Source organism: Aeromonas sp. Y318-3, assembly GCF_027706185.1.
Classification (GTDB): domain Bacteria; phylum Pseudomonadota; class Gammaproteobacteria; order Enterobacterales; family Aeromonadaceae; genus Aeromonas; species Aeromonas veronii.
Genome location: NZ_JAPDCN010000003.1, coordinates 111043 through 130161, shown reverse-complemented (window position 1 = coordinate 130161; position 19119 = coordinate 111043). Strand labels below are relative to the sequence as shown.

The 19119-nt window shown below is 58.8% G+C and carries 14 protein-coding genes; 8 read left to right on the top strand and 6 right to left on the bottom strand.

Annotation, left to right across the window (positions count from 1 at the left end):
• Positions 1 to 42 precede the first annotated feature (42 nt).
• Complete coding sequence (locus tag OKB77_RS05205; RefSeq protein ID WP_005333874.1) at positions 43 to 270, top strand: YejL family protein; 228 nt, start codon at positions 43 to 45, stop codon at positions 268 to 270.
• Positions 271 to 317: 47 nt separating this feature from the next.
• Complete coding sequence (locus OKB77_RS05200; RefSeq protein ID WP_270817065.1) at positions 318 to 2168, top strand: DUF3413 domain-containing protein; 1851 nt, start codon at positions 318 to 320, stop codon at positions 2166 to 2168.
• Between the two features lie 85 nt (positions 2169 to 2253).
• Here the strand turns inward: OKB77_RS05200 and OKB77_RS05195 are convergent, their stop codons facing one another.
• Positions 2254 to 3039: a MetQ/NlpA family ABC transporter substrate-binding protein gene (locus tag OKB77_RS05195; protein ID WP_181222306.1), complete on the bottom strand. Its 786-nt coding sequence runs from the start codon at positions 3037 to 3039 to the stop codon at positions 2254 to 2256.
• Between the two features lie 603 nt (positions 3040 to 3642).
• Between OKB77_RS05195 and asp the strand changes: the two genes are divergently transcribed.
• Positions 3643 to 5517, top strand: coding sequence for a serine protease Asp (asp, locus tag OKB77_RS05190; RefSeq protein WP_270817063.1), 1875 nt, complete (start codon positions 3643 to 3645; stop codon positions 5515 to 5517).
• An 18-nt stretch (positions 5518 to 5535) separates the two neighbouring features.
• Entirely contained in the window at positions 5536 to 5994 is a 459-nt protein-coding gene (locus OKB77_RS05185) for a serine protease chaperone (RefSeq protein ID WP_042053127.1), read from the top strand.
• Positions 5995 to 6062: 68 nt separating this feature from the next.
• Here the strand turns inward: OKB77_RS05185 and ppsA are convergent, their stop codons facing one another.
• Positions 6063 to 8435, bottom strand: coding sequence for a phosphoenolpyruvate synthase (gene ppsA, locus OKB77_RS05180; protein ID WP_270817062.1), 2373 nt, complete (start codon positions 8433 to 8435; stop codon positions 6063 to 6065).
• A gap of 347 nt (positions 8436 to 8782) precedes the next feature.
• Between ppsA and ppsR the strand changes: the two genes are divergently transcribed.
• Entirely contained in the window at positions 8783 to 9595 is an 813-nt protein-coding gene (ppsR, locus tag OKB77_RS05175; protein ID WP_005344832.1) for a posphoenolpyruvate synthetase regulatory kinase/phosphorylase PpsR, read from the top strand.
• Between the two features lie 239 nt (positions 9596 to 9834).
• On the opposite strand, the gene OKB77_RS05170 is transcribed toward ppsR, so the two are convergent.
• Complete coding sequence (locus tag OKB77_RS05170) at positions 9835 to 10131, bottom strand: hypothetical protein (protein ID WP_233267786.1); 297 nt, start codon at positions 10129 to 10131, stop codon at positions 9835 to 9837.
• Between the two features lie 386 nt (positions 10132 to 10517).
• Between OKB77_RS05170 and OKB77_RS05165 the strand changes: the two genes are divergently transcribed.
• Complete coding sequence (locus OKB77_RS05165; protein ID WP_005333893.1) at positions 10518 to 11900, top strand: amino acid permease; 1383 nt, start codon at positions 10518 to 10520, stop codon at positions 11898 to 11900.
• Positions 11901 to 12000: 100 nt separating this feature from the next.
• Here OKB77_RS05165 and OKB77_RS05160 read toward each other — a convergent pair whose 3' ends face one another.
• A complete protein-coding gene (locus OKB77_RS05160; protein WP_076494364.1) occupies positions 12001 to 12327 on the bottom strand; it encodes an ArsR/SmtB family transcription factor in 327 nt (108 codons plus the stop codon).
• 106 nt (positions 12328 to 12433) lie between these two features.
• Between OKB77_RS05160 and OKB77_RS05155 the strand changes: the two genes are divergently transcribed.
• Positions 12434 to 13504, top strand: coding sequence for a permease (locus tag OKB77_RS05155; protein WP_270817061.1), 1071 nt, complete (start codon positions 12434 to 12436; stop codon positions 13502 to 13504).
• A 126-nt stretch (positions 13505 to 13630) separates the two neighbouring features.
• Here the strand turns inward: OKB77_RS05155 and OKB77_RS05150 are convergent, their stop codons facing one another.
• Positions 13631 to 14341 carry an HAD family hydrolase gene (locus tag OKB77_RS05150; RefSeq protein WP_216962063.1) on the bottom strand — a complete coding sequence of 237 codons (711 nt, stop codon included), beginning with the start codon at positions 14339 to 14341 and terminating at the stop codon, positions 13631 to 13633.
• Between the two features lie 203 nt (positions 14342 to 14544).
• Here OKB77_RS05150 and OKB77_RS05145 point away from each other — a divergent pair, with 203 nt between their 5' ends.
• The gene (locus OKB77_RS05145; protein ID WP_159158686.1) at positions 14545 to 16098 is read left to right on the top strand and encodes a methyl-accepting chemotaxis protein; all 1554 of its coding nucleotides are present in this window, start codon (positions 14545 to 14547) and stop codon (positions 16096 to 16098) included.
• A gap of 91 nt (positions 16099 to 16189) precedes the next feature.
• Here the strand turns inward: OKB77_RS05145 and gcvP are convergent, their stop codons facing one another.
• On the bottom strand, positions 16190 to 19066 hold the full coding sequence (gcvP, locus tag OKB77_RS05140; RefSeq protein ID WP_270817060.1) for an aminomethyl-transferring glycine dehydrogenase: 2877 nt from the start codon (positions 19064 to 19066) through the stop codon (positions 16190 to 16192).
• Positions 19067 to 19119: the final 53 nt, after the last annotated feature.

Sequence of the window (19119 nt, the reverse complement as noted above, 5' to 3'; positions counted from 1 at the left end):
GAAGTATTATAAGGCGCTTTGAACCGAGATGAACTGAAGATTATGCCTATCGTATCAAAGTACAATAACGAGCAATTTGACGCCCTGATGAACGACCTGATCACCGCGCTGGAAAAGCATAAAGCGCCGGTAGATCTCAGCCTTATGGTGCTTGGCAATCTGACCACCAATATCATCAACGGTATGGCACCGGCCCAACGCCAGGCCATCACTGAAAAGTTTGTCCAGGCCCTGACCGCATCGGTCGATAATCGCCACGACGCACACTGAGTCCCCGACTCTGTTGATTTGACGTTTCTCAACGCAGATGGATCACTATGGTCGAAACCGGTAACCCCTATCGTGATAATGTCTCTCGCCTGATCACCTGGGGGCATTGGTTCTCCTTCTTCAACATTATTCTGGCCATGCTCATCGCCACCCGTTATCTGGGTGCCATCAGCTGGCCATCGACCACGCTTGGCGTGATCTACCTCGTTGTAAGCTGGATTGGCCACTTCTCGTTTCTGAGTTTTGTCACCTACCTGTTGACGATCTTCCCGCTCAGCTTCGTGCTGCCCAAGGAGAAGTCGTTGCGGTTCATCTCGGCCATCATCGCTACCCTGGCGCTGGTGCTGCTGCTGATCGACACCCAGGTATTCCGGCTGTTCAAGTTCCACCTCAACAGTCAGGTATGGCAGTTGCTGCTGGATCAGGCGCAAACCGAAGAGGGCTCAATCTGGAGCATCATCTTCGTTGCCGTACCCACCATCTTCCTGCTGCAACTGCTGCTGTCGGCCTATGTCTGGCGCAAGATCAACAAGCGCAAGCGCCGCCAGTACGGCAATCAGGTGGGGCTGGCCCTGCTGATCTGCTTTATTCTGACCCACGTGGTCAACAGCTGGGCGGATGCGACCCTCTATCAGCCCATCACCATGCAGAGAGCCAACTTCCCCCTCTCCTACCCTATGACGGCCCGCTCCTTCCTGGCCAAACATGGCTGGCTGGATCTGGATCAGTACGAGAAGCAGGCGGCCTCCCAGGGTGATAACAGCGACAGCCGGATGCACTACCCGCTGCGCCCGCTTAACGTCAACGCCCCCCTGACTCACAACAATCTGCTGATTGTGGTGGTCGACTCATTGCGTTTTGACATGCTCAACAACATCAACATGCCCAATCTACAGCGCTATGCGGATCAGCATCTGACGTTCCGCAATCACCTGAGTGGCGGCAACGACGACCTGATGGGCATGTTCAGCCTCTTCTACGGGTTGCCCGGTCACTACTACAAGGACATCAGCAGCGACAAGCGTCCGCCGGTGCTGTTCGACGAGATGCTGCGCCAGGATTACCAGTTCGGCCTGTTCGGGGCGATAGAAGATGGTCAGAAGTATCGCAAGAGCATCCTCGCCGGTCTGCGCAAACAGGTGTTTGTCTCCGAACAGAGTGACGATGGCAAGCTGCTGACCGACTGGCAACAGTGGCTGGAGAAGCGCTCTCCCGAGCGTCCCTGGTTCTCGCTGGTCTATCTCTCGAGCCCCGGCGACTACCAGTTGCCCGCCACCATGAAGGGGCCGTTCCAACCGGAGCTAGCCAACTTCAATCCGGCGACCGCCTATCGGGCGGAGAACCTGCAAAAACTGGAGAACCGCTACAAGAACTCGGTCTTCTATACCGACCAGTTGCTTGAGCAGATGCTGACCAAATTGCAGTCGCAGGGGATGGACAGCAACACCATCGTCGTCATCACCTCCAACCACGGCCAGGAGTTCAACGACACCCGCAGCAACAGCTGGGGCGCAGGCAGCAACTACTCACTCTATCAGGTGCAGGTACCTCTGGTACTGGCCTGGCCGGGGCGCGGCAGTGACGTTCGGGAGCAACCAAGCAGCCATTTCGATCTGGCGCCGACCCTGATGCAGGGGATGCTGGGCGTGCGCAATCCGGCGCGCGATTACAGCATTGGCCGCTCGCTGTTTGATACCAGCCCGCGCAACTGGCTGCTGGCCGGGGATCAGAATGACTTCGCCATCTATGAAGGGGACACCATCACCCACTTCAACAAGCAGGGTGACTTCGAACTGCTGGAACGCAACAGCTATCGCCCGATCAAGCACGGCACCCCGGATATGGGCGCCATGATCCAGGTGATGAACGAGCTGAACCGCTTCTATCGCAACCAGTGAAACGCCCGTTGATGGCTTGATACCATAAAAAACGCCCCGAATTCGGGGCGTTTTTCGTTGTATAGCCGGGCCACGTTCACGACAGTTAGCCACCCCACCCTTGCGGGTACTTGTAGCCGACGAAACGCTTGGCTGCATAGGCCTTAAAAGCCGCCGAGTTGTAGGCCGCCGCCACATCTTTGGCAAAAGGCTGGTCCGCATCTGCGCTTTTCACCACCACCCAGTTGATAAAATCGTAGCTGCGTTCCAGAAACAGTCCTTCACTGAACGGGATTCCGCTGGAGGCGGCAAAATTACCGTTGATCACCGAGAAGTCCACATCCTCCCGCGAGCGGGGCAGTTGCGCCGCCTCCAGCAACACCAGCTTGAGATTGTGCGGATTGTTCACCACATCAAACTCGCTCGCCTTGAGCGGGTTTATCCCCTCCTTGAGAGTGAGCCAACCAAGATCCTGCAGCATCAGCAGCGCCCGAGCCTGATTGGTGGGATCGTTGGGGATGGCCACCGTGCTCCCCTCTTTCACCTTGTCGAGTGCTGCCAGCTTGCCGGAATAGAGTCCCATCGGACCGGTTGGCACCTGGGTAATGGGCGCCAGCGACAAGCCGCGATCTTTGGCAAAACTCTCCAGATAGGGTTTGTGCTGGAAGCAGTTCACATCCAGTGATCCGTCAGCCAGAGCAATATTGGGCGTCACATAGTCGGTGAACTCCACCAGCTTGACCTTGTACCCCCTGGCCTCCAGCTGCGGCTTGATGGAATCGGTCACCATGTCGGCAAAATCCCCCACCGTGGTACCAATCACGATCTCCTGTTTGGTCGGCAAGGACGCATCGGCGGCAACCGCGGAAAAAGAGAGGCTCCCGACCGCCATCGCGGCAATAAAGGTGCTGGCGCCAGCAGTGGCGCGCAAGGAAACAGTCAAAGGAGAAGATAAGAAGGAACGAAACGGCATAGGGACTCCCTGTCAGGTACGCATCAAACTATGGGACTACGGCGGGGTGGCTCTCAGAGATTAAGCCCCTCAAGCCGCAGCAATCCAGCCATCCGGACGGCTATTTCATTTACCATAACAGAGCCATCCACCGCCGCCAAGCAATAAACCGCTGGTCCCACCTCATCACCCTTGCTGTCACCCCCGAATGCATAGCTGTACTCACATTGGCACACACAACCATGCCGCTCACGTTCAAGAGCGCACGAGCTCCCCTCGGGATTGCCCCGAATCGAGATGGCTGCGGCGAAGGAGAGTCGCGAGAGGAGTAAATTACAGATAAAAAGATCAGTAGCGAGCGGTGAGAACCATTCTCAATAGAACACATAACCAGTGTCATTGGAATACCTACCACAAACTGAATCGGATTTCTTTGAACCTCATTGCGTTTTTTGAAAATGGCTCTTTTTGAACCCCTACCACCCGTGTATAGATTTCCGTCGCACTCAGGATGGTGCGATCCAAGATGGAGTTAAAAAAATAATGAAGCAAACATCGTTAGCACTGGCGATCACAGCACTGCTGTCGACCCTGCCCAGTGCGCTCGTTCAGGCAAATGAAGGTTGTGCGCCGCTCACCGGCAAGGAGAGCGGCATGGATATCGGACGCAGCAGCACCGAGCGCTGCCTGCCAGGAGCCAATCCCCTGCAGGATCAGCAGTGGTATCTGCTCAACAGCGGCCAGGATGGATTCAGCGCCCGTGGCGGTATAGCGGGCAATGATCTCAACCTCTGGTGGGCTCATCGCACAGGCGTGCTGGGCCAGGGGGTCAATGTGGCCGTGGTGGATGATGGTCTGGCCATCGCCCACCCGGATCTGGCGGAGAACGTGCGCCCGGGGTCGAGAAACGTGGTAACCGGCAGCGATGACCCGACACCGACCGATCCGGATACGGCCCACGGCACCTCGGTCTCCGGCATCATTGCGGCGGTAGACAACGCCATCGGTACCAAGGGGATTGCCCCGCGAGCCCAGTTGCAGGGGTTCAACCTGCTGGATGACAACAGCCAGCAGTTGCAGAAAGATTGGCTCTACGCCCTTGGCGACAGCGATGCCAGCCGCGATAACCGGGTGTTCAACCAGAGCTACGGCATGAGTGTGGTGGATCCCCGCTCTGCCAACTCTCTGGATCAATCCCAACTTGATCGTCTGTTTGAACAGCAGACCCTCAAGGTGCAGGGCGCGGCCTATATCAAGGCCGCCGGCAACGGCTTCAACAAGATAGCGGCGGGCGGCTATGTGCTTAACCGCACCGGTAATGGTCCCAAATTACCGTTTGAAAACAGCAACCTCGATCCCTCCAACAGCAACTTCTGGAACTTGGTGGTGAGCGCGCTCAACGCCGATGGCGTCAGATCCTCCTACTCCAGCGTCGGCAGCAACATCTTCCTGAGCGCGACCGGCGGCGAGTACGGTACCGACGCTCCGGCGATGGTGACCACGGATCTGCCCGGCTGCGACATGGGTTACAACCGCACCGACGATCCCAGCACCAACCGGCTGCACGGCAACCCGCAACTGGATGCCAGCTGCGACTACAACGGTGTGATGAACGGCACCTCCTCCGCCACCCCCAGCACCTCCGGCGCCATGGCGCTGCTGATGTCCGCCTACCCGGATCTGTCGGTACGTGACCTGCGGGATCTGCTGGCGCGCAGCGCAACCCGGGTCGATGCCAAACATCAGCCCGTGATGGTCAGCTACACCAGCAGCACCGGCAAGGTGCGCGATGTGAAAGGACTGGAAGGTTGGGAGCGCAATGCCGCCGGCATGTGGTTCAGCCCGACTTACGGTTTTGGTCTGATTGACGTCAACAAGGCTCTTGAGCTGGCAGCCAATCACCAGCCCCTCCCCCCGCTGGTGCAACTGCCGTGGCAGAAAATCAATGTCAGCGGCAGTGCCGCTGCCATCCCGGATGTGGGCAACAGCCCGACCAACTCGACAACCCGCATCGCGACACCGTTGACGGTAGAAGCGGTTCAGGTGATGGTGAGCCTGGATCACCAGCGTCTGCCCGATCTGCTGATCGAACTGGTCTCCCCCGCCGGCACACGCAGCATCCTGCTGAGCCCCTTCAACAGCCTGGTCGGCCAATCTCTCGACCAGCAGCAGCTGGGCTTTGTGCGCACCAAGGGATTGCGCGACATGCGGATGCTATCCAACAAGTTCTACGGCGAATCGGCGCAAGGCACATGGCGACTGGAAGTGACCGACGTTGCCAACGGTACCCGTCAGGTCTCTCTGCTCAATCGCGAGACCCGTGAGCGTACCACCCTGACCGAGCGCAACAATCGCCAACCGGGCAAGCTGATCTCATGGTCCCTGCGGGTCCTGGGTCACGATGCCAACCGCAGCTAACACGCTAGGAGTATTACCATGAACAAACCTGTTACCTTGCTTCTGGCAACCCTGCTGGCCCCCCTCTCGGGACAGCTCTGCGCCCAGGAGTCCGTCACCATGGATGGCAAGCAGTACAGCACCATAGAGGTGAACGGCCAGACTTACCTCATTCCCGACAACGGCAGCAAGAAGCGGGTCGCCCGCAGCCTTGACAGCAAGGTCCCGCAACAGACCCTGCGCCGCGGTGACGTGTTGATGCAAGGGGCCGCCAGCCCGGAGCTGACTGTAAGCGGCACCCTGCTGGTGGAAGCTGACGATGCCAGCGCCAAGGCGCTGGCGACTCGCCACGGCCTGAACTTCAAGCAGAGCAGTGGTGGTATCGCCCTGCTGGAGGCTAAATCGGGCACCGATCTCAACGCCATCGCCACCAAGCTCAAGAGCGAAGGGGTGAATGTGCAGATCGAGCTGTCGGGGGCCGAACAGCAGCCGAAATAGGCCGCGACACCAGATAACAAAGGGGGCCATTATGGCCCCCTTTCTGTGCAGCTCATTTTGATAGTGGCTTACTTGGCACCATGCTGCTCCGCCAGATAGAGCCAGGTATCGACCACGGTATCGGGGTTGAGAGACACCGAGTCGATCCCCTGCTCCACCAGCCAGGCGGCAAAGTCCGGATGATCGGATGGGCCTTGGCCACAGATCCCCACATACTTGCCCGCCTTGCGCGCGGCCTGAATCGCCATCGACAGCAGTGCCTTGACCGCCTCGTTGCGCTCGTCGAACAGGTGGGCAATCAGCCCCGAGTCCCGATCCAGCCCAAGGGTGAGCTGGGTCATGTCATTGGAGCCGATGGAGAAGCCATCCACGTGCTCGAGGAACTTGTTTGCCAAGAGGGCATTGCTCGGGATCTCGCACATCATGATCACCTTGAGCCCCCGCTCGCCGCGGCGCAGACCGTTCTCGGCCAGGATGTCGATCACCTGCTCCGCCTCGCCCACGGTGCGCACAAAGGGGATCATCACCTCGACGTTGGTCAACCCCATCACATCGCGTACCCGCTTGATCGCCTCGCACTCGAGGGCAAAGCAGGGGCGGAAGCTGTCGGCGATGTAGCGGGATGCGCCACGAAAACCGATCATCGGGTTCTCCTCGTGGGGCTCGTAGCCACGACCGCCCACCAGATTGGCGTACTCGTTGGACTTGAAGTCCGACATCCGCACGATCACCCGCTCCGGCCAGAAGGCGGCCCCCAGAGTGGCGATCCCCTCGGTCAGCTTGGCCACATAGAACTCCCGCGGGCTGTCGTAACCGGCGATCATCTTGCCGATGGTGGTCTGCAGCTCTGGGGTTTGCTGGTCAAACTCCAGCAGCGCCTTGGGGTGCACGCCGATCATCCGGTTGATGATGAATTCAAGGCGCGCCAGCCCAACCCCTGCATTGGGCAACTGGGCAAAGTCGAAAGCGCGGTCCGGGTTGCCGACGTTCATCATGATCTTGATGGGCAGGCGCGGCATATTGCCCACCTCGGTCACCGCCACATCGAAGTCCAGCTCGCCGTCATAGATAAAACCGGTATCCCCTTCCGCACAGGAGACGGTGATCCGCTGGCCCGGCTGAATATGGTCGGTGGCGTTGCCACAGCCGACCACCGCCGGAATGCCCAGCTCGCGAGCGATAATGGCGGCGTGACAGGTGCGGCCTCCCCGGTTGGTGACGATGGCGGAGGCCCGCTTCATGATGGGCTCCCAGTCCGGGTCGGTCATGTCGGTAACCAGCACGTCACCGGGTTGCACTTCGTCCATCTGGCTGATGGAGGAGATGACCCGCGCCGGGCCCGCGCCAATCTTGTGACCGATAGCCCGCCCCTCGATCAGCACCTTGCCCGCTTGCTTGAGGGCAAAACGCTCGAGGGTGTTGGCCTCCTGGCGGCTGCGCACGGTTTCCGGGCGGGCCTGCACGATATAGAGCTGGCCATCCTGACCATCCTTGGCCCACTCGATGTCCATCGGGCGGCCATAGTGCTGCTCAATGATGAGGGCCTGTTTCGCCAGCGCCATCACCTCCTCATCGCTGATGCAGAAGCGGCTGCGCTCGGCCTCATTGGTGTCGACAATCTTCACCTGACGGCCATGACCGGCATCGTCAGAGTAGGTCATCTTGATAAGCTTGGAGCCGAGGGTCTTGCGTACCACCGCCGGGCGGCCCCCCTTGAGGGTCGGCTTGTGCACATAGAACTCGTCCGGGTTGACCGCGCCCTGCACCACCATCTCGCCAAGACCATGGGCGCCGGTGATAAAGACCACGTCGTTGAAACCGGACTCGGTATCCAGGGTAAACATGACGCCGGAGGCGGCGAGATCCGAGCGCACCATCCGCTGCACCCCGGCCGAGAGGGCAACACCCTTGTGGTCGTAGCCCTGATGCACCCGATAGGAGATGGCGCGATCGTTGAACAGAGAAGCAAACACATGCTTGACCGCCGTCATGACGGCATCGATGCCACGTACGTTGAGGAAGGTCTCCTGCTGACCGGCAAAGGAGGCGTCCGGCATATCCTCGGCGGTGGCGGAGGAGCGCACCGCAAACGAGGCCTCGACACCGGCACTCAACTTTTCATAGGCAACCCGGATAGCCTGCTCCAGCTCGGGCTGGAACGGGGCTTCGATCACCCAATCGCGGATCTGCTGACCGGCCCGGTTGAGGGCGGCGATATCGTCCACGTCGAGATTGTCGAGCAGATGGTGGATCTTGCCGTTGAGGCCGCTTGACTCCAGAAACTCGTTAAACGCAAAGGCGGTGGTGGCAAAGCCCCCCGGCACGGATACGCCGGCGCCAGAGAGGTTGCTGATCATCTCGCCAAGGGATGCGTTCTTGCCGCCAACTCGTTCTACGTCCTGCATTCCGAGTTGTTCGTACCAGAGCACGTACTGTTGCACTTGGATGTCTCCAGGTTGGTGGGCACCGATGCCATAGCACCTCGTGCGCCCGATTTAATCGATGAGGTTATGGGTAAGTCAGGTGCGTTATTGTCTGTTTCTTTTGTTGCCAACGACAATGAAAACGTTTTCTACTGATTTTCAAAAAAATCCCCGAGCAAGAGTTGGGGATGGTCGAATGACCGGAACATTCTACAATGGCGACACAAAAAGATAACGATTCAGGTTTGCAAGCCACTTCACAACTTGGGCACAGCAGACCGGTTGACAAAACAGGTATGGTTTCGGGAGATACTTCTCACCCCTTACCCCATGCGACCCCACCCGCGGTATCACAGGAGCCCTACGTGCACACCGTATTTTATGTTTCAGACGGAACCGCCATCACCGCCGAAGTGTTCGGCCACGCGGTACTGAGCCAGTTTCCGCTGGCCTTCGAGCAGATCACTATCCCCTTTGTGGAGACACTGGAGAAAGCCCGTCAGGTACGGATGCGGATCGACGAGCAGTTCCGCCAGACCGGTGTACGCCCCATCCTGTTTCACACCATCGTCGACCCGCTGGTACGGGAAGAGGTACTGAAATCGGAGGCGTGCGGCCACGACTTTCTCAATACCTTCGTCAGCCCGCTGGAGCAGGAGCTGGGGGTAAAAGCCGAGCCCCGCCTCCACCGCACCCACGGTATGGAGAATCGCAAGCTCTATGACGATCGCATCGAGGCGGTCAACTTCGCACTGGCCAACGACGATGGCATCACCACCAAAGAGTACGATGAGGCGGACATCATCCTGATCGGGGTCTCCCGCTGCGGCAAGACCCCCACCAGCCTCTATCTGGCGCTGCAGTTCGGCATTCGCGCCGCCAACTACCCCTTTATCGAGCAGGACATGGGGATGCTGGAGCTGCCCGCCCCCCTCAAGGCCAACCGTCACAAGCTGTTTGGCCTCACCATAGCGCCGCAGCGGCTGCACGAGATCCGTAACCAGCGCCGTGCCAACAGCCGCTACTCCTCCATCGAACAGTGCGAGCAGGAGCTGGCCTGCGTGGAGCGGCTGTTTCGCCAGGAGGCGATCCGCTTCCTCGATACCAGCTCCCACTCGGTGGAGGAGATCAGCGCCAAGGTCCTCGAGGCAACCGGTCTGCGCCGCCAGCTCTGTTAAGCCAGCTTGACAGCTATCGGCATCAACAAAAGATAAAAATTACAGTGTCGCGGCGAAAGTCAGCTGTGGCGAACTGCAATTCACATAGATGACAGTGAAAAGCGTGGATAAAAAAGGGATAAGCACCACAAATGCTTATCCCTCTTCTTGTCGACCTTAGCGTTGTGCCCTTGTCACCTGCAGCCAGTTAGCCGCTATTCGATTCCGTTCTGCTGCGCTCGACAAACAGCCAGCGTTAACTAACGATTGAGCTCCGGGTTGTTCATCAACCGGGCATAGAAGGCCAGCAAACCGTGGCGCAGGCGAACCCGCTCCGCCAGCCAGCCGCCAACGAGCGCCCCCGTTACCCCACCCGCCAGCAACAGCGACTGCCAGTAGTGCAGCAACTCCTGATCACCGAGTAACAGCCAACCCAGCAACATAATCGCGGCCACCAGCAACAACAGCGGACTGGCGGCAATCCCTAACCAGAGCGCCACCTGTACACCCCGGGCAACCCCCTGTTGCAGCACGCTTTCGCACTTTCTGTACTCCAACTCCCTGCACTCTTCCCTGTACTCTCGCTTGTTTGGCATCATTTGCATCCATTTGTGGCTTGGCACCACGAAAGCACACCAACAAGACAAAATGTCAATCAAACAGAATTCGACTGCACAAACATTAACCAAAAACTACCAAGAAGCCTCTTCAGATCATGAAAAAGCTGCCTTTGGTACAAAACACGGCCATTAGAGATGGAAAACAGGTGCATTCATGGCGGATTATCACTATTCTGCTTCGGTTGCCAGCCAACACTAAAAATTGAAAATGGCATGGTGTAACGAAATAAATACAGCTTTCGTCAGGTTTTGGCTACGCACTGCGGCCTGCTCAGGATGAGCCCAACACCGACCAGAGACAACAGAGACGTAAGGACAGACCCATGGATTTGAAACAAGACGGTGAGGAGCTGAAGCGCGGCCTTAAAAACCGCCACATTCAGTTGATTGCTTTGGGCGGCGCCATCGGCACCGGCCTCTTTCTGGGCATTGCCCAAACCATCAAGATGGCAGGTCCCTCGGTCCTGCTGGGGTATGCCATCGGCGGCTTTATCGCCTTCCTGATCATGCGCCAGCTCGGTGAAATGGTGGTGGAAGAGCCGGTAGCCGGTTCATTCAGCCACTTTGCCTACAAATACTGGGGCGAGTTTGCCGGTTTTGCGTCCGGCTGGAACTACTGGGTGCTCTACGTGCTGGTGAGCATGGCCGAGCTGACCGCGGTGGGCATCTATGTCCAGTACTGGTGGCCCGAGATCCCGACCTGGATGTCGGCAGCCTTCTTCTTCGTGCTGATCAACGCCATCAACCTCTCCAACGTCAAAGCGTTTGGCGAGATGGAGTTCTGGTTCGCCATCATCAAGGTGGTCGCCATCATCGGCATGATTGGCTTTGGCGGCTATCTGCTCATCTCCGGTGCCGGCGGCCCCGAGGCGAGCGTGACCAACCTGTGGGCCCAGGGCGGCTTCTTCCCCAACGGCATCAGCGGTCTGGTGATGGCGATGGCGGTGATCATGTTCTCCTTTGGCGGTCTGGAGCTGGTGGGCATTACCGCCGCCGAAGCGGACAACCCCGAGAAGAGCATTCCCAAGGCCACCAATCAGGTGATCTACCGCATCCTCATCTTCTACATCGGCGCCCTGGCTATCCTGATGTCCCTCTATCCCTGGGGTAAAGTGGTGGAAGGCGGCAGCCCGTTCGTAATGATTTTCCACGCTCTGGACAGCAATCTGGTCGCCACCGTGCTCAACATCGTGGTGCTGACGGCCGCACTGTCGGTCTACAACAGCTGCGTCTACTGCAACAGCCGTATGCTGTTCGGTCTGGCCAAACAGGGCAACGGCCCGAAAGCCCTGCTCAAGACCAACAAGAGCGGCGTACCGCTGGTTGCCCTCTCGGTCTCGGCCATCGCCACCCTGCTCTGCGTGCTGATCAACTACCTGATGCCGGGCAAGGCGTTCGGCCTGCTGATGGCGCTGGTGGTCTCCGCACTGGTGATCAACTGGGCGATGATCAGCCTCGCGCACCTCAAGTTCCGCAAGGCCAAGGTCGCAGAAGGCGTCCAGCCCAAGTTCAAGGCGTTCTGGTACCCCTTCGGCAACTATCTCTGCCTCGCGTTCATGGCTGGCATCCTGGTGATCATGTATATGACCCCCGATTTCCGCATCTCGGTCGAACTGATCCCGGCATGGCTGGTCGTGCTGGGTATCGGCTTTGTCATCAAGCGCAAGGGACAGGCCCAAAGCAAGGTTGCAGCCAATCTGGGTTAATACCCGCAGCTGAGAAAAACAATGCAAAACGCCGATCGGATGATCGGCGTTTTTTTATTGCGCGCAGCGCAACTGACCGCACTACTAGCAGCCATAGCCCTCAGGAAGGCAGCTCTTGCCTTTGATCTTGCCGATGCTCCGGGCTGTTGACGCAACACTCATCGCGGAAAAAGGCGATGATCTCCTCCAACACCGCGTATTGAGAGACGCAAAGCAGGGTGCGACTCTCCCGGTTTTGCTTCACCAGCCCCACCGAGACCAGCGCCGCGATATGGTGGCTGAGGGTGGATGCGGGGATCGCCAGCTGCTTTTGCAGCTCACCCACCGGCAGCCCCAGCTCTCCCGCCTTGACCAGATGCTTGAAGATAAACAGCCGGGTCGGATGACCCAGCTCTTTCAATGCCTTGGCGACCTCTTCCAGTTGCATCTCTGCGCCCTCCACAAATTTGATATTTCGATAATACCAGAAATATCTTGACTGGCCATTCATTTCGATTATTTTGGAAATATAGAAGCTAAGTGAGGATACGACAATGAATGAGTGGTTAACCATGCTGACCGATGCAGCCCAGATGTTCCTGTTTCTGGCTGTCGAGCTGTCGGTTCTGTTTCTGGTCATTAGCGCCGGGGTCAGCCTGATCCGTCAGAAGATCCCCGACGAGAAGATCCAGCGGATGCTGGGGGCGAGACATGGCAAGGGCTATCTGCTCTCGGCCCTGCTCGGCGCCGTCACCCCCTTTTGCAGCTGCTCCACCATCCCCATGCTGAGAGGGCTGCTCTCGGCCAAGGCTGGCTTTGGCCCCACCCTCACCTTCCTGTTTATTTCGCCACTGCTGAACCCTATCATCGTCGGCTTGATGTGGGCCACCTTCGGCTGGAAAGTAACCCTGCTCTACGCCGTGATCGCCGCCAGCGTCTCCGTCATGGCGAGCATGCTGCTCGACAGGCTCGGGTTCGAGCGCCACGTCATCGACCCCAAAGAGGCCACCCCCTCTTGCGGTAGCGACTGTGGCCCGGCGACCCGCGCCACAACTCAAACAAATTGCAGTGACAACCAACGCGGTACCATTCGCGCAATCAAACAACTCAAGGGGACGGCGTGCTGCCCGGCTCCGCAACCAGAGATGGCAGAACAGGCTACCCTCCCCTGCTGCGGCGATGGCACGGCTGCCCTGACCAGAGCGCCACTGCTCCCCACCGCCTGGGTCAAAGCTCGCATCGATGCCTGGCAGCAGTTCAAAACGGTATTGCCCTTCCTGCTGCTGGGGGTGCTCATCGGCTCGTTTATTTACGGTTTTATTCCAGCCGAGTGGATCGCAGCCCATGCTGGTGCCGACAACCCGCTGGCCATCCCCTTCAGCGCCATCGTCGGGATCCCGCTCTACATCCGTGCCGAGGCCGTGATCCCGCTGGCGTCGGTACTGCTGGGCAAAGGGATGGGAATGGGCGCCGTCATGGCGCTGATCATCGGCAGTGCCGGTGCCAGTCTGACCGAGGTGATCCTGCTCAAATCCATGTTCAGAACCCCGATGATTGCGGCCTTCCTTACTGTGATCCTCGGCATGGCGATCCTGATGGGCTACCTGACGCAACTGCTGTTTTAAGTCGCCCATCATTAAACAGACAGGGTATTAAGCCAGCAGAATGTGAAACCATCAGGCTTCCCATAGACAAAACGCCGATCAACTGGTCGGCGCTTGTCTATTCCGTACGGCAATCTGCAACCGGCGTTACAGATATTGCCCTACGATGGGGAGCAGATCCTCGACGTCACGAGCGATATAGTCGGGTTGGTGTTCCCAGCGCTCCGGGGTCGCGCGGCTATAGGCGACAGCCACCGATATCACACGGCTCTGCTCGCCAAGCGCCGCTTGCAAATGACGGGCAAACTGCACATCCGCTTCATGGTCACCGATATAGACCAGCGACTGGCACCTGGCTGGGCCGAAGATAGACTCCAGACATTTGAGGCCACCGAAAGGATGAGGTTTTTGCTGCTGTCCGGGCACGTCATCATAGCCGACCACAGCCTTGAACAGGCTGTTCACGCCATGCTGCTCCAGTACCCGGCGAATGTTCTTTTGGGAGTTCTGCGAACAAATTCCGTGAGGAATGGCAGAGAAATGGTCAATCACCGCCTCCAGCCCCGCAAAAAAACGCACCTCGGTCCGGTTCATCTCCTGATGCTTGGCCCACAGACGGCCAGCCAGCACCATCTCGTCCCGCGACAAACCGTAGTAATCCATATAGAGCGCCTGCCAGTTCTTGGCGGCGTGATTGGCATGGTGATACTCCGCTTCGCTGCGCAGATAGCGCGGCAGATGTTCTCCGGTCAGATGGGGGGCGACCTCAGCCAGGATCTGCTTGGTGATATCGATATTCTTCGGCACCGAATTGACCAGAGTACCGTCATAATCCCATAAAATCGCATCCAACTTCATTGCGTTACCTGTCTCGCTGCACAGCCATAAGTCACGCCATGTTACTTGGCTTGCCTCCCCTCGCCAAACCGCGCTGTAAAAATGTGAGACCCATCCCGTCCCCACGCAGTAGCACAAGAGTTAATGTGCAACAACATAATAAATGAACATCCTCTGCCATACTCAGACGAAGTATTCCGTTACGCCGAAACCGGAGTCTGATCATGGTAACCAGCTCGCTTCACACCACAGATACCGAGGTTGAATTTGCCGATGATATCCAGTTGGTATCGACGACCGACCTCAAAGGGGACATCACCTACGCCAATCCGGCGTTTTGTCAGGTGGCAGGCTATCGCCTGGAAGAGATGTTGGGGCAGCATCACAATCTGGTGCGCCACCCCGACATGCCCAAGGCAGCGTTTGCCGATCTCTGGGCCCACCTGCAGGCGGGCAAACCATGGCGAGGCATGGTAAAAAACCGCTGCAAGGATGGTCGCTATTATTGGGTTGATGCCTATGTCACCCCGATTTATGAAGATGGCAAGATGGTGGGTTACCAATCCGTCCGCTGCCGTCCCGCCGCAGAGCACAAAGCGCGTGCCAGCCAGATGTACAAAACCCTTAAAGCCCGTGAAACCGGCTCTGCCATTCACATGGGCCTGCGTCAGCTCACTCCGGCCATGATGACCATCCCCCTGCTGCTCGTCAGCGTGATCAGCGCGCTCTGGCTGCTCTCACCGCTGCAGGCGCTTTGGGTCATCATTCCTCTCTTGGCAGCCATCTGGTTCAATCGCCACCCTCTCTTCCTCACACCGCGATTCTTGCAGCAGCTCGAGCAGGATTACGACAGCATCAGCCGCCTTATCTTCTCGGGGGATGCCCCCCACAGCATTGCCGATTTCCATATCAAGCTCGGGCAAGCGAAGATCCGTACCGTACTCGGCCGGGTGGATGACACCACTGCTTCGCTCAATGCCATGGCCAATGACCTGCGCGGCTCCGCCTCGCTGGCCAGCCAGGATATCTCTTCGCAAGACACGCAGATCCAGCAGATTGCCACCGCCGTCACCCAGATGGCTTCGGCCGCCGAGGAGATCAACCGCAATATTCAAGACAGCAACAGCCAGATTGAAGAGGCCCGCAGCCACTGCATCACCACCAGCACCCAGCTTTCGGAAGCAGGAGAAGAGATGTCGGCGCTGGCCACCCAGGCGGAACAAGCCTTTCAGTCAGCCGTTGAGCTGGCGAGCGAGTCCGAGCGGATCGGCACCATCATGAGCGAAATTCGCGGCATTGCGGATCAAACCAACCTGCTGGCGCTCAATGCCTCCATCGAAGCCGCACGGGCAGGCGATCAGGGGCGTGGCTTTGCAGTGGTGGCGGACGAGGTTCGCAGCCTGTCGACCAGAACCCACAAGGCGACAGAGCAGATCCAGAACAGCATTGGCCATATCCAGCAAACCCTGGGGGGATGGAAAGAGATGATGCATCTCAATGTGACCAGAACCAACGCCTGCCTCGCCACCACCCGGGCAAGCACCGGCAACCTGAATCAGGTTGTGGTCGAGATAGACAAGGTCTCTGATTTTTCCAACCAGATCACCGCCGCGGCCACCGAGCAACAAGCGGTCATCGAGGAGATCAGTCGCAATATCAACCAGATATCCTCGCTCTCTCACGATAACAGTCTCAAAATCGATCAGGTGAGTGAAACCAGTGCCAACTTGCAGAGCAAAGCTAGCCAGCTCAAGGACTTAAGCCGGACATTCGGATAGCAACATGCAAATAAAGTCCATGTAAACGAAGGGCCACCCGTCTGGGTGGCCCTGTTGTTTATAAGGCTTAACTGTAGCTCCTAAACGCCACTTACTTGGCGTAATCCTCAGTCGGGATACAGGAGCAGAACAGGTTGCGATCGCCGTAGACGTCGTCGATGCGGTTCACAGAGGGCCACAACTTGGCGGCGCGCACGGCGTCGGACGGGAAGACCGCCTCGGCGCGGCTGTAGCCACGGGACCACTCTGCATCCATCACATCATCCTGCGTGTGCGGCGCATGGACCAGCGGGTTGTCGGCGAGGCTCCACTGCCCCTCCTGCACCTTGGCAATCTCGGCGCGGATGGACGTCATCGCCTCGACGAAGCGATCCAGTTCGCGCTTGGATTCCGACTCGGTCGGCTCGACCATCAGGGTGCCCGCTACCGGGAAGCTCATGGTCGGCGCGTGGAAGCCGTAGTCCATCAGCCGCTTGGCCACGTCCATCTCGCTAATGCCGGAAGCTTCTTTGAGCGGGCGGATATCCAGAATGCACTCGTGGGCCACCCGACCGTTGCGGCCAGAGTAGAGCACCGGGAAGGATTCACCCAGCTTCTTGGCCAGATAGTTGGCGTTGAGGATGGCGACCTGAGTGGATCTCTTTAGCCCCTCGTCACCCAGCATGGCGATATACATCCAGCTGATGGGCAGGATGCTGGCCGAACCGAATGGTGCAGCCGACACGGCGCCATTGTCACGGCTCTCCTTGTCGGTCTTGACCACGGCATGACCAGCCACGAACGGTGCCAGATGTTTCTTCACGCCGATGGGGCCCATGCCCGGGCCGCCACCGCCGTGAGGAATGGCGAAGGTCTTGTGCAGGTTGAGGTGAGAGACGTCTGCCCCGATAAAGCCCGGTGCCGTCAATCCAACTTGCGCGTTCATGTTGGCGCCGTCCAGATAGACCTGACCACCGTGCTGGTGAACGATGTCGCACACCTCCTTGATGGTCTCCTCATACACCCCGTGGGTGGAGGGGTAGGTCACCATCAGACAGGAGAGTTGATCCCCCGCCTCGGCCGCCTTGGCGCGCAGGTCGTCGAGATCCACGTTGCCGGACTTGTCACAGGCGGTGACGATCACCTTGAGCCCCGCCATCTGGGCAGAGGCCGGGTTGGTACCGTGGGCAGAAGCTGGGATCAGGCAGATGTCGCGATGCCCCTCGCCGCGGGATTCGTGGTACTTCTTGATGGCGAGCAGACCTGCGTATTCACCCTGCGCACCTGAGTTGGGCTGCATGCAGACCGCATCGTAACCGGTCACTTTCACCAGCCAGTTTTCGAGGTCGGCCAGCAGCAGTTGGTAGCCCTTGGCCTGTGCCAGCGGGGCGAACGGGTGCAACTTGCCGAACTCGGGCCAGGTCACCGGGATCATCTCGGCGGTGGCGTTGAGCTTCATGGTGCAGGAGCCGAGTGAAATCATGGCGTAGTTGAGCGCCAGATCTTTGGCTTCGAGACGGTGGATATAACGCAGCATCTCGGTTTCGGAGTGGTACTTGTTGAACACCTCGTGGGTCAACACGGCATCGGTGCGCAGCAGATCCTGCGGGATGGCGTGATGGGTCTGCGCCGCCTTGTCGAGGGCCTCGATGTCGAGGCCATGGCCTTGGCCGAGGAAGAGATCGAACAACTCGGCCACATCGCCGCGAGTGGTGGTTTCAGAGAGGGAGACCCCTACCGCACCGTCGAGGTCTGCACGCAGGTTGATGCCATTAGCTTCAGCCTTGGCAATGAGTGCTGCTTTATCTGCCGTCAGCACGGTCAGGGTATCGAACCAGCTGGCATGCTTGAGGGCCACACCCTTAGCCTTGAGGCCAAGCGCCAGAATGGTAGTGAGACGGTGCACGCGGGAGGCGATGGTTTTCAGCCCTACCGGACCGTGGTAAACGGCGTAGAAGCTCGCCATGTTGGCCAGCAACACCTGTGCGGTACAGATATTGGAGTTGGCCTTCTCGCGGCGGATATGCTGCTCGCGGGTCTGCATCGCCATACGCAGCGCAGCCTTGCCACGGGCATCCTTGGAGACACCGATGATACGACCCGGCATGGAACGTTTGTAGGCATCGCGGGTGGCAAAGAAGGCGGCGTGGGGGCCACCGTAACCCATGGGCACGCCAAAGCGCTGGGCGGACCCCAACACCACGTCGGCGCCCAGCTCACCCGGGGATTTGAGCAGCAGCAGGGAGAGCAGATCGGCGCTGACGCAGGCCAGCCCTTTCTGGGCCTGTACGGCGGCAATCAGGGCGCGCAGATCTTTCACCTCACCGGTGGTGGTGGGGTACTGGAGCAGGGCACCAAACACCTCTTCGCTCACCGCATCGCTCGCGGCGCCAACCGCCACGTCGAAACCGAAGTGAACCGCGCGCTCCTTGACCACGTCGATCACCTGCGGGTGCACATCATCGGCCACGAAGAAGAGGTTGGATTTTGACTTGGCCATCCGCTTGGCCAGCGCCATCGCCTCGGCGGCGGCGGTCGCTTCATCCAGCAGGGAGGCGCTTGCCAGATCCATGCCGGTCAGATCCAGCGTCAGCTGCTGGAAGTTGAGCAGGGCTTCGAGACGGCCTTGTGCCAGCTCGGGCTGGTAGGGGGTGTAGGCGGTATACCAACCCGGATTTTCCAGTACGTTGCGCAAAATGACGTGGGGCACATGGGTATCGTGATAACCCATGCCGATATAGCTCTTGGCAATCTTGTTCTGGGCGGCATAGCCCTTGAGCTTGGCGAGCGCCTCCACTTCGGTCATGCCGGCACCGATGCCGAGCGGGCCCGGCAGGCGAATGGCGGCAGGCACGGTCTGGGCAATCAGATCGTCCAGGCTTTCGGCCCCGACGGTCGCCAGCAGCTGGCGCAGTTCTTCCTCGCCCGGGCCGATATGGCGGCGGACAAAATCGGTTTTTTGCTCGAGTTCAAACAGTGACTGGGTCATTTCCCTATTTCCTGATAAATAAGTCCTGGCATGACATCCTGATAACCAAGACC

Bases quoted from the DNA above. Each gene is read 5' to 3' on its own strand.
- OKB77_RS05205 (WP_005333874.1), top strand. From the start codon at position 43: ATGCCTATCGTATCAAAGTACAATAACGAGCAATTTGACGCCCTGATG.
- OKB77_RS05200 (WP_270817065.1), top strand. From the start codon at position 318: ATGGTCGAAACCGGTAACCCCTATCGTGATAATGTCTCTCGCCTGATC.
- OKB77_RS05195 (WP_181222306.1), bottom strand. From the start codon at position 3,039: ATGGCGGTCGGGAGCCTCTCTTTTTCCGCGGTTGCCGCCGATGCGTCC.
- asp (WP_270817063.1), top strand. From the start codon at position 3,643: ATGAAGCAAACATCGTTAGCACTGGCGATCACAGCACTGCTGTCGACC.
- OKB77_RS05185 (WP_042053127.1), top strand. From the start codon at position 5,536: ATGAACAAACCTGTTACCTTGCTTCTGGCAACCCTGCTGGCCCCCCTC.
- OKB77_RS05165 (WP_005333893.1), top strand. From the start codon at position 10,518: ATGGATTTGAAACAAGACGGTGAGGAGCTGAAGCGCGGCCTTAAAAAC.
- OKB77_RS05160 (WP_076494364.1), bottom strand. From the start codon at position 12,327: ATGCAACTGGAAGAGGTCGCCAAGGCATTGAAAGAGCTGGGTCATCCG.
- OKB77_RS05155 (WP_270817061.1), top strand. From the start codon at position 12,434: ATGAATGAGTGGTTAACCATGCTGACCGATGCAGCCCAGATGTTCCTG.
- OKB77_RS05150 (WP_216962063.1), bottom strand. From the start codon at position 14,341: ATGAAGTTGGATGCGATTTTATGGGATTATGACGGTACTCTGGTCAAT.
- OKB77_RS05145 (WP_159158686.1), top strand. From the start codon at position 14,545: ATGGTAACCAGCTCGCTTCACACCACAGATACCGAGGTTGAATTTGCC.
- gcvP (WP_270817060.1), bottom strand. From the start codon at position 19,066: ATGACCCAGTCACTGTTTGAACTCGAGCAAAAAACCGATTTTGTCCGC.